At 42.1% G+C, this 16,485-nt stretch carries 11 protein-coding genes; 10 read left to right on the forward strand and 1 reads right to left on the reverse strand.

From position 1 onward, the window contains the following. Window positions 1-308: 308 nt before the first annotated feature. The gene (locus I8752_RS05280; RefSeq protein WP_214431277.1) at window positions 309-2,276 is read left to right on the forward strand and encodes a VgrG-related protein; all 1,968 of its coding nucleotides are present in this window, start codon (window positions 309-311) and stop codon (window positions 2,274-2,276) included. An 89-nt stretch (window positions 2,277-2,365) separates the two neighbouring features. Then, on the forward strand, window positions 2,366-2,653 hold the full coding sequence (locus tag I8752_RS05285; protein ID WP_214431278.1) for a PAAR domain-containing protein: 288 nt from the start codon (window positions 2,366-2,368) through the stop codon (window positions 2,651-2,653). Window positions 2,654-2,739: 86 nt separating this feature from the next. On the opposite strand, the gene I8752_RS05290 is transcribed toward I8752_RS05285, so the two are convergent. Continuing rightward, the gene (locus I8752_RS05290) at window positions 2,740-2,904 is read right to left on the reverse strand and encodes a hypothetical protein (protein WP_214431279.1); all 165 of its coding nucleotides are present in this window, start codon (window positions 2,902-2,904) and stop codon (window positions 2,740-2,742) included. Between the two features lie 42 nt (window positions 2,905-2,946). Here I8752_RS05290 and I8752_RS05295 point away from each other — a divergent pair, with 42 nt between their 5' ends. The 8 genes from I8752_RS05295 (at window position 2,947) to I8752_RS05330 (ending at window position 16,366) form a co-directional block, all read left to right on the forward strand. Next, window positions 2,947-3,363, forward strand: coding sequence for a GPW/gp25 family protein (locus I8752_RS05295; RefSeq protein ID WP_214431280.1), 417 nt, complete (start codon window positions 2,947-2,949; stop codon window positions 3,361-3,363). An 85-nt stretch (window positions 3,364-3,448) separates the two neighbouring features. Further along, window positions 3,449-5,641, forward strand: a complete 2,193-nt coding sequence (locus I8752_RS05300; RefSeq protein ID WP_214431281.1) for a putative baseplate assembly protein — start codon at window positions 3,449-3,451, stop codon at window positions 5,639-5,641. An 85-nt stretch (window positions 5,642-5,726) separates the two neighbouring features. Continuing rightward, entirely contained in the window at window positions 5,727-6,101 is a 375-nt protein-coding gene (locus I8752_RS05305) for a four helix bundle protein (protein WP_214431282.1), read from the forward strand. Between the two features lie 41 nt (window positions 6,102-6,142). Beyond that, window positions 6,143-7,195, forward strand: coding sequence for a phage tail protein (locus I8752_RS05310; protein WP_214431283.1), 1,053 nt, complete (start codon window positions 6,143-6,145; stop codon window positions 7,193-7,195). A 68-nt stretch (window positions 7,196-7,263) separates the two neighbouring features. Next, entirely contained in the window at window positions 7,264-8,523 is a 1,260-nt protein-coding gene (locus tag I8752_RS05315) for a DUF4159 domain-containing protein (RefSeq protein ID WP_214431284.1), read from the forward strand. A gap of 119 nt (window positions 8,524-8,642) precedes the next feature. After that, a complete protein-coding gene (locus I8752_RS05320; protein WP_214431285.1) occupies window positions 8,643-10,805 on the forward strand; it encodes a WD40 repeat domain-containing protein in 2,163 nt (720 codons plus the stop codon). Window positions 10,806-10,984: 179 nt separating this feature from the next. Further along, window positions 10,985-13,747, forward strand: a complete 2,763-nt coding sequence (locus I8752_RS05325; RefSeq protein WP_214431286.1) for a hypothetical protein — start codon at window positions 10,985-10,987, stop codon at window positions 13,745-13,747. Between the two features lie 33 nt (window positions 13,748-13,780). Beyond that, window positions 13,781-16,366: a CHAT domain-containing protein gene (locus I8752_RS05330; protein ID WP_214431287.1), complete on the forward strand. Its 2,586-nt coding sequence runs from the start codon at window positions 13,781-13,783 to the stop codon at window positions 16,364-16,366. Window positions 16,367-16,485: the final 119 nt, after the last annotated feature.

The raw sequence follows: 16,485 nt of genomic DNA on the forward strand, positions 1-16,485 counted from the left end.
AAACTATATAGAAAAAATAAGAAAATAGCTGAAATTATTACCATTTGTGTAATAGTTCGTGACTAAGAGGAATTATCTACTAAATTGCTGTAGATATCAGGCTAAAGCCTCAACAAGCAAATAATCTCTGGTTACGAAAAATTTAAAGGCTGTAATTGTTGAAAGAAAAGTTGGTTTTGATTGGATCTGTTGTAGTAACGAAATGTAACAATATGAACTTTGGTAACTTGGTATGATTCGACCTTTGGGGAATAGTACACAATCAGATGTTCCAATAGGCTATTGAAAATCAACTTTTCAAGATATGTATGCCCGCAGTCCGTTACATTCCCGAACCGCTATTGCAGATTGATGGTACTAATGCTTCCACTGATTTGCTCAACGACATTTTGCAAATCTCTGTAGAAGAAAGCCTTCACCTACCGGGAATGTTTACCCTGATTATCAAAAATGATTACTTCCCCGGACGCGCAGAAGAAAAGACTTGGCGACACCAGAGCTTATTTGCAATTGGTAAAAAGATTAAAATTGGTTTCGTCTCTAGTACTACAGAAAACGTAGACTTTGAAACTGCGGAACAGGGTTATGTATTAGATGGAGAAATTACAGCCATAGAAACAGAGTTTACTGAAAAGTCTCAGGCTCCGATCGTGATTCGCGGTTATGATATTTCCCATCGCCTGCACCGAGGACGTTATAATCGCTCGTTCCAGAACGTGACTGATAGCGATATCGTCAATCAGATTGTCCAAGAAACGGGAATTGCAACTGGCACAGTCACTTCTACTAGTATTGTTCATGATTACGTCTTTCAAGAAAATCAGACCAACATGGAGTTTCTGCGGGAGAGGGCTGCTCGTTTAGGTTTTGAGCTGTATGTTCAAGATGGCAAGCTCAACTTTCGCCAGCCTGCACAAAATCAATCTTTAAGTCTCACATGGTTGGAAGACATCCATAACTTCCGCGTTCGAGTTACTAGTGCAGAACAAGTCAGTTCTGTGGAAGTGCGCGGTTGGGACTACACTACAAAGCGCCCAATAGTCTCCACAGCATCAACAGAGCAAGTAATTACCAACACAGAAAATGGTACAGGTAGTAAAACCAGCACTAAGTTTAGCATTCAGCCGAAGATGATCGTCGTAGATCGGCCTGTTTTCAGTGCCAACGAAGCTCAGAAAATGGCTCAAGCTCTGTGCAATGAACTTGGGGGAGAATTTGTCTATGCTGATGCCAAAGGTGAAGGTAATCCCGACCTCAGACCGGGAAGAGTAGTGAAGCTAAAAGATATGGGCAATTATAGTGGTAGCTACTACGTCACCGAAACCCGTCACTTATTCCACGAAAGAGTTTATACTACAGAATTTGGTGTCCGCGGCTTGCGTTCTGGCGACCTTTTAGCTACTCTGTCACCCCAAACCCACCTGCAACCAGGACAAACGCTCTTGGTAGGAATTGTTAGTAATAATAAAGATCCAAAAGGTTGGGGTCGGGTGAGAGTTAAGTTTCCTACCCTAACCGAAGAACATGAAAGCAACTGGGCGAGAGTTGTGAGTGTTGGAGCAGGGTCGGGTAGAGGGTTTGACTGTTTGCCAGAAGTGAACGATGAAGTGTTAGTAGCCTTTGAACACGGAGATATCCATCGCCCTTACGTGATTGGTGGTGTCTGGAATGGCACAGATGCACCACCAGAAAGCGTGAATGATACTGTTGTTAACGGTAAAGTGCGCCTGCGAACTTTTAAAACTCGTGTCGGGCATAAACTACAGTTTGTAGAAGAAGATAAAGGTACTAAAAAAGGTGTTTATCTGCAAACTACAGATGGTCACAATTTGCGACTGAATGATAGTGAGAAGTTTGCCGAATTAGAAACCACTGGCGGTCACAAATTTCGTTGTGATGATAGTAATAAAACTATTAGTTTAACTTCCACAGGTGATATTACAGTTAAATCTGGAACCACTGGAACAACGAAAAAAATTAGTGTTAATGGTGGCGAAATTGCTTTGACTGCAACTCAAAAAATTACCTTAACTGTAGGGACGACTAGTATAGAACTAACTCCCAGCGGTATTACGATGAGAACGACTGGAACGGTTAGCGTGCAAGCTGGTAGTTCAATAAGCGTGCAATCTGGGGGTTCATTGAGTGTGAATTCTGGTGCTTCAATTAGTGCCAGCGCTGGGGCTTCAATTAGTGCTAATGCTGGCGCTACAGTTAGCATTAATGGTGCTGCTACGGTAGGTATTATGGGTGGATTAATTAGATTAAATTGCTAATAGTTAGTAGAGACACGATTAATCGCGTCTGTACAAGAGCGTGATTAATTGTGTCTGTTCAAAAGGTTATTAATAAAGGAAGATTTATTATGTTTCCAGCGGCACGACTTACCGATTTAACTGTGACAGGCGATCCGATTACTGCGCCAGGTGTGCCAAATGTATTGATTTTGGGTTTACCCGCAGCTTGTGTTGGCGACCTTGTGGTGGGGCCAGTTGTGACTGGAAGCATTGTCATGGGTTCTTTGACAGTATTGATTGGCGGACGACCAGCAGCGCGGGTGACATCCCAAGTGGCTGGAGCGAATACTGTCACTGGCATACCATTAACTACTGTTGTGGGCATAGGTGCGCCAACTGTGTTAATTGGTGGGTGAAGATATTTGAGTATCTGCAAAACGCAACACTATAGCAAAGTGCTGAGTGCTGAGTGCTGAGTGAAAACCCAATTACTTTAAGGCTTTTAGCGATCGCAATCATAGTTCAACTGGTTATTCTGTGTTGATTGTCGATTATTAACTGCTAACAACTTCAAGTAGGATAATTTATTTCTTAGAATTGCGATCGCTGAACTCGACTTTTGGCGAATAGTGTTAATTTGCACGCGAGCGTAGAGTAGCGTAGACAAGCCGATGCTTGTCGCTGGAATCGCTCGGCAAATTTACCTCCTATGCCAGAACTCAATCAAAATCAACACCTGGGTACAGGCTGGTCTTTTCCACTCCGCGTCAACGTACAAGGAGGTCTGCAACTCAGTACAACACAAAGAAATATTGAAGAGTCGATGCTCTTAATTTTGCGTACCGATTTGGGTGAGCGGGTGTATCGACCTAATTTTGGTTCGCGTTTGTCTGCATTAACTTTTGCACCGATGAATACCCAAACTCTACTGCTTCTGCGGTTACACGTTCAAGAAGCTTTAGAAATGTGGGAACCACGCATCGTAATAGATGCAGTCCGTACTGACCCCGATCCTTTGCGAGGTCGGGTAGATATTATCATTCAGTACCATCCTAAAGATTCTCATGATTCCCGGAGTTTAGTCTTTCCCTTCTACCTCAATGGCGTTGAAAGTCAGGGGGGATGAGGGAGATGAGGGAGATGAGGGAGATGAGGGGGGGAGAGGGGAGATAAGACCACTGACAACTGACAACTGAAAACTGACAACTAACGTGGAATTTGATTTTTTACCAAAATTACCAAAATCTAATTTAGACGATCGCACTTTTAAAGATTTAGTAGATGAGTGTATTCTACGGATTCCTCGCTACTGTCCAGAATGGACGAATTATAATCCTAGCGATCCGGGGATTACGCTGATTGAGCTATTTGCTTGGTTAACTGACCAAATGCTGCTGCGATTCAATCAAGTGCCGCAGCGCAATTACATTACTTTTTTAGAGTTGCTAGGGGTACGGTTACAAGCACCAGCTCCCGCAGTGGCAGATATTACTTTTTATCTCAGTGCTGCTTTACCCGATATCTACACAATTCCGACGGGGGTGGAGGTTGCAACACTGCGAACTGAAACGGAAGAAGCGATCGCTTTTACCACAGATCGTCCTTTAATTATTGATAAACCCCGGATTCGCCATTTTCTCTCTTCTCAAACCACAGACACAACACCACAAATCTTACGCGATCGCTTCACTAATTTGTGGACTATGCGCTCTGATGGTGAGTGGTACGGTAGAGAACTGGCATGTTTTGACGAGCAACCCCAGCCAGGAAACTGCTTTTATCTAGTTATTGATGGTGAGTGTCAGTGTGAAGGTAATGTTTTAGCCCTGCAATTTAAAGGGGAAGCCGCCACAGCTACAGGCATTAATCCCGATGTACCACCTCGGCGCTGGGAAGCTTGGAATGGTTTGCAATGGGAGTCAGTTCTGCTTCGAGAATCTGACGATAGCACTAAGGGTTTCAGTTTCAGCGAATTGGCTAGACAAGGTGTTAATCCCCTGCAAGGTGCTGATGTGGTGTTGCATTTGCCCCAATCCTGGCCTGTAACTACCTTTACTGCTTACCAAGGACGTTGGTTGCGCTGTGTTTACACTGCTCCCCAACCCAATCAACCAGGATACAGCAGTTCTCCTAGAATTATTGGTTTAGCTGCCAGGGCAATTGGTGGGACTGTAGGCGCTAGTCAAAGCGAACTAATTCGCAACGAAATTGTCGGGGAAAGCGACGGTACGCCCGGCCAGACTTTTCAATTGCAAGGTGTTCCTGTCTTGAACCGTCGGGAAGATGAATATTTACTAATTTCTCCCCCTGGAGGAATTCCCCAAAGATGGCAGGAGGTCAGCGATTTTGCCAATTCTGGCCCCCAAGATTTGCACTACACCATTGATTCCCGCACGGGTACAGTGCAGTTTGGCCCGGTGATTCGAGAACCCGCCCAACTCCAGCAACAAACTCAAGTGCGGGCATTCGCACAAACAGGAATACCACTCAGCACCTTGCAAAACCCAGCCCTTACCAATGAGTTAGAGCGTCAATATGGTGCTGTACCGCCACGAGGCTCGGTGCTGCGGATGGTGGCTTACCGCACGGGTGGAGGACGTAAAGGTAATGTCCAACGAGGGACAATTATCGTTGCCAAAACAGCTGTTCCTTATGTTGCTAGATTAGTCAACCATACACCTGCCCGTAACGGTTCAGATGCCGAATCATTGGAAGATGCGGTGATGAGAGTGCCAGCAATGCTACGCACCCGCGATCGCGCCGTCACGCCAGAAGATTTTGAAGTACTGACTTTACAAGCTGGAATGGGAGCCGTTACCCGCGTCCGTTGCTTACCACCGACATCTAGTAAAGAAGCTGGGACAATTCGATTATTAGTTGTACCCGCTGCAAATACAGATGTCATTGCTCGTGGTGAAGGCATCGATCCAGAACTATTGAGCCTCAGCCCCCAACTCCGCGATCAAATTGTTGCTTACTTAGACGAACGGCGCTTACTAGGAGTGCAAGTCAGACTGCAGGCACCTGAATATGTGGGTGTGGCAGTGCAAACAGAAGTAGCGCTAGAGCCAGAGTACAACAATCCCCTCGCCCAACAAGAAATTCTTTGGAAATTGCGAATTGCCCTTTACCGCTTTCTCAACCCTATCACTGGCGGACAAGATGGTAGAGGCTGGCCTTTCGGTCGCCCTGTATATCCTTCAGATATTGTCAACTTATTCCAGCAATTTCCGGCTGTGCGGTACTTAGGGGTAGTACAGCTATTTGAACTGCGGTATACCGATGGAACTTGGGTGCGATCGCTACCTCAAAATCCAGTTATCGATCCAGGCCCTTTAGGTTTGATTTGTTCTTGGCAAAATACTCGCTTACGTTCCGGTCATGTTGTTAATTTGATTCAGTAAGTGCTTTATGAGTGCTGAGTGCTGAGTGCTGAGTGCTGAGTGAGGAGTAGTAAGTATTAAGTGTTGAATTTTGGAGGTGAGTAAATTGAGTAAAGTAGAGCGATTTGAAGATTTGATTGCTTGGCAAAAAGCTAGGGTTTTGACTCAGTTAATTTATCAAATTACTCAACAGGGAGTTTTTAGTAAAGACTTTGGACTTTCAAAGCAAATGCAAAGAGCAGCAGTATCGATAATGTCTAATATAGCTGAAGGATTCGAGCGTAATAGACCAGGTGAATTTCATCAGTTTCTCTCAATTGCTAAAGCATCTTGTGCTGAACTTCGTTCTCAACTTTACGTAGCTTTAGATGTCAACTATATCCAACAAAGTGAATTTAATCAGGTTTTAAATCAAGCACAAGAAGTCGGCAGAATTATTGGTGGTCTTCGTGCATCTGTTGACATAAATAGAAAAGAATAGTTCTACATTTTTGCTTAAATTTAATTTACTCAGCGCTCTTTATGCCTAGTCAAATCCTGCACCTGCAACTTACAGCAATGCAATTGTCCGACGCGATGCAACCATCGTCAGTCGGTAAAGGTGCAGCTGATTTTCGGCACTCCTCACTCCTCACTCCTAACTCCTCACTCAGCACTCAGCACTCAGCACTCAGCACTTTGCTAGTTCACCCCCAGGAACCGAGTGAAATAGTCTTGCAGTTAGAAAATATCGGTAGTCGCAACCTCCGATTGAATGTGCGAGTTGAAGGGAACTTTCCTTCAGAGTGGTGTCGCATCGGCATGGAAGGCTATGACCTTGCGCCGCGATCGCGCATGGATGCAGTGTTGTACTTCCAAGTCCCAGCAGACTTTTTTGAGAATCAAGCAGCTTTGGAACAAGGGCAATCCTTGATGCTGGATTATCACAGCCTAATTTATGTTTATTACACAGAGGAGGATACTGGTAGACAACTAGTCGAAACCGCAGGCGTTAATTTATATGTTCGTCCTCACAGTTTATACCTAAATTTTGTACCTGCGCTGTATCGAGAAGTAGACTTTATTGGTCGCTTCTTAAAGATTTTCGAGCAGGCTTTTGAACCCACAGTCCAGACATTGGATGTGCTTTGGGCTTACCTAGACCCGATGACAGCGCCACAAGCGCTACTGCCTTTTCTCGCTCATTGGGTAGCTTGGCCCATAGATCGGCGTTGGACTTTAGAGCGACAACGTTTTTTAATTCGCTCTGCGATCGAGCTTTATCGCTGGCGCGGGACAAAGCGAGGTTTACGTTTATACATACATCTTTATACAGATTTGCCTTTGGATGACCATATAACTACGGAAACTGATAAGCACATTTGTATAGAAGAAATCCACGGTCAAGGTTTTGTTTTGAGTAAAACACGTTTAGGAGAGAGTGCTATGATTGGCGGCGGTCGTCCGTATCATTTTATCGTTCGCCTGCGTCCAGAACGCCCGAACCAAGTAGACGAACAATTAGTCCGCCACATCATCGACCAAGAAAAACCAGCCTTCTGCACCTATGAACTTTATGTAGTCAATAGTCAGTAGTCATTTGTCAGTTGTCAGTTGTCAGGAAGCAGAAGTATAAATTCTTCATTTTGAATTTTTAATTGATTATGTACCACCCACCCCAAATTCAGCCTTTAGAGCGATTGCAAATTGAAGATGGTTTAATGATTAATGCCGAACGTTGGAAGCGATCGCACGATTACCATCGTCAGCGTCAAAATATTCATTATCAGTCGCTCAACCAACCAGGAATTGTTCGTGGTCTGGGTGTGAGTTTGATTCTTGCACCGCCTGATGTACCTTCGCAATACAACGATGGGCGGTGGTTGCAGATTCAACCAGGGATAGCAATTGATTTAGTTGGCAACCCGATTGTGGTTTCCCAAGCTATAGACTTTCATCTAGCAGCTGATATTACCGAAGAAAAACCCCGCCTCATCTATATAGTGGTGAGTTATGTTGACCCAGAGAACTTACAACGCAAACAAGTACAAGAATTTGAACCAGAAAGTTTTCGGATTTATGAAAAGACAATACCACCAGATGCCATGGAGGTGGAATTGTGCCGGATTTTATTGCAACCAGGATTAGTTTCTTTGCAGAATCCTCAAGATGTCTTTTTTCCAGGTTTGAATAGTTTGGACTTTCGTTATAGAACAATAGCGCGATCGCGTCCCACTAACATTGTGCGCGTTGCTCATTTAGAAACAACCCAACTAGAAAATCCAAATAGTTTTGCCAATCTCTCCTACTTAATAAAATCTACCGCTAATCTCACTTACACTTTGCAGGGAACTGAGCGAATAGATAGACTGGTATATCCACTACAAGATGTGACTACAGCGATTGACTACGATTTGCTGTTTCTCACAGGTCGTCAACCACTGACTCTCGGCTTACAAGAATTAACTGACCTCAAAAGCTATTTAGATACTGGCGGAGTCTTGCTTGTCGAATCGCCCACTGATGCTGTCAACCGTCTAGAAAGCATCATGGATCTCACCGACAAGTTAGGTACTCCCTTAGAAGATTTACGACGACTAGACCGCAATCACCCAATGCGGACACAACCATTTTTATTTGCCGCCTTACCAATATTCAATCAAAAGCCAATTCAAATATTAATCGCGGGAGGCATTGTCTTGGTTATTGGTGATTTGTCAGCTTGTTGGGGATTAGATGAAAAGCTTTCCCTACCGCGAGAGACAATTCGCAGCGCCCAGGAATTAGGAATTAACATCCTGCATTTTGCCTGGGCTAGAAGGCAAATGACCCAGTTACAGCGACAGACTATTTCACTAACACCTCCCACTACATCAACTAAACCCGATGCCTTGAAAAGTCTCTTTAACAAACTAGAACAATAGAGGAGATGAAGAGGACACGGAGACAGGGGGACGCGGAGAATCACCAATGACAACAGACGCGATTAATCGCGTCTCTACTCCTAACTCAGCACTCAGAACTCAGCACTCAGCACTCACTTATGGCAGTCAACCTCGTTAATACCAAAATCTCTACACAAGTACTTCACTTTAAACCAGGTGGTTCGCCAGTCTCTTTTGAAGTGAGCGTTGTTAATGAAAGCAATCAATTTGCTTCTTTTCAATTAGAAATCATTGCCGCAGGTGGTAGTTCGATAGGTTCTAATTGGTACAATATCTCACCCGCCGTTAGTGCGAAAAATCCACCAGGAGACACGACAAAGTTTTATATAACTATTACCGATACACCCGTTGCAGGTTTTATTGGCAAAATGAACCTCATTGTCCGCATCTTCTCACTGGAACTGCGAGATGAGGACAGACAGCTGCTGCGTTTGGTAGTGGAAGCAGGGACTAGTTCTGTACCGATGCGAGTTGAGTTACCTGTACGAGAATTTTCGACGCAACCACAGACATTAATTGAAATTCCAGTCCTCGTTCTCAATCCTAGTCAAATCTCTACCAGTGTCTCACTTCGGTTTTGCGGATTAAAACCACAGTGGCTAGTAGACGGTGGCGAACGACTGCTACAAGTTCCTCCAGGTGCAAAGGTGGAAACATCTTTTTTGTGTCAATTGCCAGCTGCTGAAGAAGTCCCCAGTCAGGCATATCCTTTCACAATTGAAGCTACCCATCTGAATGGTCTGCCATCACGTAGTCCAGAAGGTCTGATAAAAGTACTGCCAGGGGGATTTATTAATTTCCAATGTATTCCAGAAAAGCAGCGGATACCTGTATCTCGTCCTTGGCTACCTCAGTGGCGGACTAATTCTGCTATTTACCACCTTGAATGTCAGAACTTCAGCAATTTAAGCCAGCAAATACAGGTTGAAGTCAGTAAAGGTGAGGAAGAACAGCCGAAATGTTTCCTCGATATTCAGCCAGAAATCATTGATATCAATCCAGGAGAGACAAAGCATTCTCAACTATTGGTAAGTAAGCGGCGGCGGTGGTTTGGTCTAGCTCAAAAATTTTCATTTATAGTTAAAGCTTTCGCATCAGATAGCAGACTAAATATTAACAATGAAAACCAATTTCTAAAACTTACTATTCACCCTATTATTCATCCTTGGCTACAGTTAATATTAGGAATTTTGTTGTTACGCATTCTGTGGATGGTATCATGGCTTAACCCTGCTAATCCTTTATTTGGGCATCATAGTTCTGTAACTTCCGTACAATTTAATGGGGTAGGCGATCGCGCCATTAGCGGCTCTCAAGACCAAAGCATAATTAGATGGAATATTGCAGGTTTTACCAATCCTTTAATCAATCAACAACATGGTAAAATAGCCAAAAATTTAGGCAAAGCAATACGTGTTGTTCGCTACAAACCTGTAAATAATGATGTAGTAGCAGCAGGTTTAGAAAATGGAGAAATTCAACTTTGGAGTGTACTTAGCGGTACTAAAAAGTCTATAGCCACTTTCACTTTAAACAAATCAGACCGCGTTTTGGCTTTGGAATTTAGCCCAGACTCGCGTTTTTTATTTAGCGGTCATGGCAGTGGTTCGGTTTTACAATGGGATGCTAATAATGCTCTTTTAGAAAATGCCCCAATTATTACTAAACCGATAAAAAGCCAAGATGTAAAATTTTCTGTTTACGGTCTGGCATTGGTTGGACAAGATAGACAAAATCTAGTTGTTGGTGGTAGGTATAACAATTTAGCAGTTTGGAATTTAACCCAAAATAAACTATGGAAAATACCATACAATCCACCAGGAAGCCAAAACGATTATATTGTCAGTTTGGATAGTGCTGAATACAGACCAAATCTCTTAGCGACATCTGATAATAACGGACAGATTACTTTGTGGAATATGCAATCATGTCTGAATAATCAAAAAGCTCAATGTCAAGTTCTCGATAAATGGTCTGATGGTCATGGTGGTAAGGCGGTGCGTTCGGTTGCTATCAGTAATAATGGCTGCTATTTAGCAAGTGGTGGAGATGATAATCGAGTAATGTTATGGCCATTGACAAAAGAAGGTAGGCGAGCTTTGCCTAATGGTATACAAGTACATTCTGCTTCCCAGAGATTTAATAGTGTTGATATCAAAGTTGTTAAAGATAAAATTTTGATAATTAGCGGTAATGATAATACAGAAGTTATGGTAGATATTCGAGATTTAGATAAAAATTCTTACTGTAAAATACAATAAAATTTACAATAATTACTCTTTACTAAATTAATTACATTTAAAGGTTAAAGAAAATTAAACGAACCACAAAGAACACAAAGTACACAAAGATAAGAAATCAAAAATAAACTGTATTAGTATCTAAAAAAATAGAGAAATATTGATATTTTTAATTTTAATTTTTTTATAAGGTGATAAGTATGACTGCCACGGATGCGAGAATCACAACTACAAGATCGGGTTTGACGATGGCAGAGGTACTGATGCTGCCGCCTCAACAGCGCAAAATTGTGCAGTGGTTGATGAAGCGATCGCCTGATGGTGTAACTTTAACTGAAGCAGCACTGCACATAGACTTAAATCAACAAGCAACTCTGGCTTTATTAGATGAGTTGGTTGAAGAGGGTTTTGTTCAAGAAATCTTAACTTCTGGTGAGGTTCAATACCGAGTAAATCTCGCGGCTAAACGTGGCATTCAACAGCAAAAAATCCAACAAAGTTTAGCACCTGGTAATCCGCTGGCTGTAATTTTCAATCCTTCGGGCGACTACGCTGTGCAGGCGGGTTCTAAATTTGAAATTTATGTGACGGTGACTAATAAGGGTGCAGAGAGTGCATTAATTGATATTTTTATCGATGAATTATCCCAACAATTGATTCAATGGTGCGTTGCACCCCGTCAGCGGTTGGCATTGGGTTCTAATTCAATTAGTGAGGTTTTGTTTGAGTTTCAAGTGCCGTTGACAGCAATTCCGAGTACTTACAACTACTCAATAGTTATTGATGCACCGCTGCACTACCCAGAAGATACGCCGATTCGGCATGGGGCGCGAATTCAGGTTTTACCTGCGATTGAAACTGTTGTCAGGGTGAGTGACCCGACTTTTACATTACTACCACCAACAAGTTCGCGATCGCCTGCTTTAATTCCCCCAGGAGGCATTCTTCAAGTTAATGTCAATGTCCACAACCGTTCTGATCGAGTAGACCGTTTTCGCTTGAGTTGCACGGATTTTGAGGAAAGCTGGTACAGCGTCCGCTACCCGGAAGGGTTGGAGACGGCAGGACTAGTAATACCCAATATGGGGTTAAATCTTAACCCTGGCGAACAAGGAGAAATTTTACTACAGTTCAATCCGCCTTTGGGTGTGACTGCGGGTTTGTACTATCCCACAATCCGCCTGTACTCTGCCAACAATCCCGACTTGGTGCTGTTGGATGTGGTGTACTTGGAAATTCTGCCATCTTACCTATTGAATGCAGAATTGTTGATAGTGGTAGGTAGGGTAAGACGCAAACATGGGGCGTTTGAGGTCAAGTTGACCAATGCTGGAAACACCGTCCGGGAAATTGTTTGTCGGGCGATTTCTGCTGAGGAAGATAAGCTGTGTACATATACAGTTTCGCCAGCGCTGTTGCGCGTGTTGCCTGGAGAGAAAAGCAGTACACAAGTAACAGTAACACCAGTCAAATGGTGGCATCGTCCGATATTTGGGGCGGGACGATTACTTAACTTCCGCATTGAAATTGAAGACCAGCAGCAATTACCTCTGCCTTATGCTTCCCTACCAGGGACTTTAATTTGGGAACCTCGTCCTTGGTGGCAGTTTTTGCTAGTGTTGCTGACAGTTTTAGGAACTGTGGGTGCGATCGCATTTTCGATCTGGTGGCTATTGCGACCCCCCGCACAACCGAAAGCTGTGCAATTTAACTCTTCAGATGCTTTATATCAACAAGCCAATAATGACTTTATTCGCCTGAGTTGGCAAATACACAACCCTAAAGCACTGCAAAATTTGTCTTTAAGTGGTTTGTTTGCTGATGGCACTGCTGCGGTACAACCGATTGTTTATAACTTCAACAACGGAGTACCCAAAGAACTCCAGCAATATTGTCAGATGCAGGCAATGTTAACTTGTTCAAATGTGCCGACAGACGCGCGCAAACCTGGCGATTACGTTTTTGAACTGCAAGCATTTGCTAAAAAGAATCCAGAGGTGGCAGCGAATCTTTTGAAGACAAACACTATCAAAATTGTTCCTGTACCTCCACCCACGATTTTAGAGTTCTCTTCTGCAAAACCCATTTATCAAGAAGTTCCCATTAATTTACAAAATAATAAAATTAGCCCAGATACGATTCGCTTAAATTGGCAAATCAATAATTTAGACACAATTAAAGAACTGCGAGTGATCGGGCGATCGCCTGAAAATTTAATCAACAGTCCGCTACAAGTTTACAATTTAACTCAAGGTGTTCCTCACGAACTCAAAGCTTTTTGTATGCAGTTACAAAATCAATTGGCTTGTCAAAATGTGCCTGCGAATAATCGGGGTGCGGGAAACTATATTTTTGAACTGCAAATATTATCTAAAACTGACACCGATAAACCAAGTGCATCTCAAAAAACAGATGTAATCAAAGTCCAACCTTTGCCTAGTAAAATTGTAGAATTCAAAATTAATAATAGTACTCCACTACCTAAATATTCAATTCCTCTCAATCGAGGCAAATCAAGCAAATTTCTCAACTTATCTTGGAAAGTAGAAGGCAGCAGCAATATTAAAGTTGAGTTACTTCCCGCACCCGGAACCGTTAGCCGCGTTGGCACAATTCCTTACCCAATTAGTCAGCAACCCAGTAGCGAAACAATTACATTGCAAGTCACTAGCGCTACTGGCGAAAAAATTAGTCGTGCGGTGACGATTGAAACTTTTCTCCCGCCTACTCCAGCATCAAGCCCGACAAATAAGCTACCAAAATTAGAAGGAGGTAAACCTGAAATACCTGTAATTCCCACGCCTTCAGTCGGACAACCCGCACAAACTCCTGGTAATGCAGGTTCAACATCACCTACACCAACAGCTTCACCTTCTTCCGGTTCTTCCCCTAGTCTTGGTTCGCCCGAACCTTCCCAACCAGGAAAACTCTCACCTTTGGAACTACCTCCAGGATTTGATTAAAATTCAGAAATCAGATTTTTTATTACTTAATTTATGTATATTAATATCTTAAAAAAACTCAAACTTTATCTTTTATATTTGTTTTTAACCAATCAATTATATATTAATCCTAATTTATTTTTAGAAAACTCTATTTTCTTACTTCGCGCTCTTTGCGTACTTTGCGGTAGCCTGCGGCAAGCCGCTATCGCGTCTACGTTAACAAAAGTAACTTTCACTACGCAAAAACGATGGTTATACTTATTAATACTGTTAAACTCTAGCTCTCTTTTGCCTTTTAGTTTTTTAATTTTACCTTCTCTAGCTGCCCCAACATCAAATCAAATACCAGCCCTGCAATACCGTGCTGATTTACTTTTAAGATTAGGAAATCGACAATTAACTACCGGACAATTTTCAGCCGCTTTAGCATCTTTGCAAGAATCTTTGAAACTTTATCAAGAAATAGGCGATCGCACGGGTGAAGGAAATGCTTTATGGCGATTAGGCGAAATGAATTTCACTCTCGGTAAATATCAAAAGGCAATTTCTTTGTATAACCAAAGTTTAACTTTAATGCAGAGTGTTGGCAATCAACTAAGTGTGGTGCAAATTTTAGAACGTCTCAGCAATACTTACTTCAATATTGGTGATGAAAAGTTAGGTAAAGAATTACAAGAAAGAGCGACAGCACTCAGACGAGAAATTGGTAATCCCGATAGAGAAGCGGCTTTTTTGAGTAATGTTGGTTTGACACATGAGACACAAGGCGAATACGAACAGGCAATTTCTTTTCACTTCCAACAGTTAGCAATTGCTAAAGAAAATAATAATCGCAATTTACAGACTTATTCTCTACAAAATTTAGCTGCGGCTTACCAACAATTAAAGCAATATCCCCAAGCGATCGCTCTTTATCGGCAAGAATTAGAATTAGCGCAACAATCAGGCGATAAATCTTTAGCAAATCTGACTTTAAAACTGTTAGCTGAAACTTATGAAAATCAAGGAGACTTCAAGCAGGCGATCGCTTTTTATCAACAACAGCTAACACTGTCTGAAAAGTCTCAAAATACTGTTAGTAAAGCAGATTTAATTAAACAATTAGGACGCGCTTATTCTTTTTCAAGGCAGTATGACAAAGCCTTAGCACTTTACCAAGAACAATTAGCATCTGCTCAAGCTGCTAAAGATATTTTTACTCAAGGAATGGCTTTAAATAACTTGGCGTTTGTTTTTCTCAAATCTGGCAAGTTTACTGATGCTGAAAAAACTCTATCAGAGAGCATCAAAGCTTGGCAATCTCTGCGCTCAAATTTAGGAAATACAGATGATTATGCAGCCGAACAGCATAATACATACAACTTGCTGCAACAAACACTAATCGCCCAAAATCAACCAGAAGCAGCTTTAGAAATAGCCGAACAAGGTAGCACAATGGCTTTTTTAAAGTTGTTGGGAATGCGTTTAGCTTCTGAATCGGTAGGTACTAATTTAAAAGTCGCACCTAAGCAAATTGTACCACCAACAATTAACGAAATTAAAGCAATTGCTAAAGAACAAAAAGCTACTTTGGTAAAATATGCAATTATTCCCGATGCAGGTCTTTATGTCTGGGTAATTCAGCCCACAGGTAAAGTTACATTTCGCAAGTTTGATCCCAAGTCAGAAAATACAATCTCGCCCATTTCTTCTATAACAGAAGTTATTGCTAATATTCCGGCTTCTCTAGGTTTGCCAAGTCAGAGAAAAATAACTAAAAGTAATTCTCAACCGTTATTACAACTAAATCAGTTACTAATAAAACCGATTGCCGACTTATTACCAAAAAATCCTACAGAACAGGTTATTTTCATCCCTCAAGATGAATTATGGTTTATTCCCTTCCCTGCTTTAGTTGATATTTATGGCAAATACTTAATTGAAAAACACACAATTACAACAGTACCAGCAATTCAAATTCTCAAGTTAGCTAAAGATAGACGTAACAATACAGGTGGTAGTAAAGTTGTGGTGGTGGGCAATCCTACTATGCCAGCAATTGCACGAGTAATTGGTGAAAAATCCCAGCCGTTACCACCATTAGTAAATGCCGAACAAGAAGCTTTAGAAATTGCCGATTTATTTAAAACTACAGCATTAATTGGCAATCGAGCCACCAAAGCAACTATTTTACCTTTGTTAGCAAAAGCAAAAACAATTCATTTAGCAACTTACAGTATATTAGACGATGTCAAAAGACAAGGGATACCAGGAGCGATCGCACTTGCTGGCGCTGGTGATAGTGACGGACTCCTGACAGCGAGTGAAATTCTCAATTTGTATGCCCAACCGAAAGGCCAGCGTTTACGCGCTAGGTTAGTCTTTCTCAGTGCAGGCGAAACTGGTAATACTAAGACTGGCGAGGGTGTACTTGGTTTATCTCTAGCATTAATGATTGCTGGTGTCCCCAGTATTATTGTCTCTCAGTGGGCAGCACCCGATATCCCCACAGCTGCAATTACTACCGAGTTCTATCGTCAGTTAAAGCAGAATCCCCATAAAGCACAAGCCTTGCGAAATGCGATGTTGGGGACAATGAAGCAGTTTCCCAACCCCAAAGACTGGGCAGCATTTACTTTAATTGGTGAACCACGTTAAAAAAAAGCAAAAGTCAAAACATAAAATAGCAAAATAAAGAAACAATAAACATATTTGCGTATTATTTTTGACAGTCGGCATTGAAATGCAGTATCCCACAAATCAGATTTATTTCATTT

It is taken from the genome of Dendronalium phyllosphericum CENA369 (assembly GCF_016056275.1).
Lineage (GTDB): Bacteria > Cyanobacteriota > Cyanobacteriia > Cyanobacteriales > Nostocaceae > Dendronalium > Dendronalium phyllosphericum.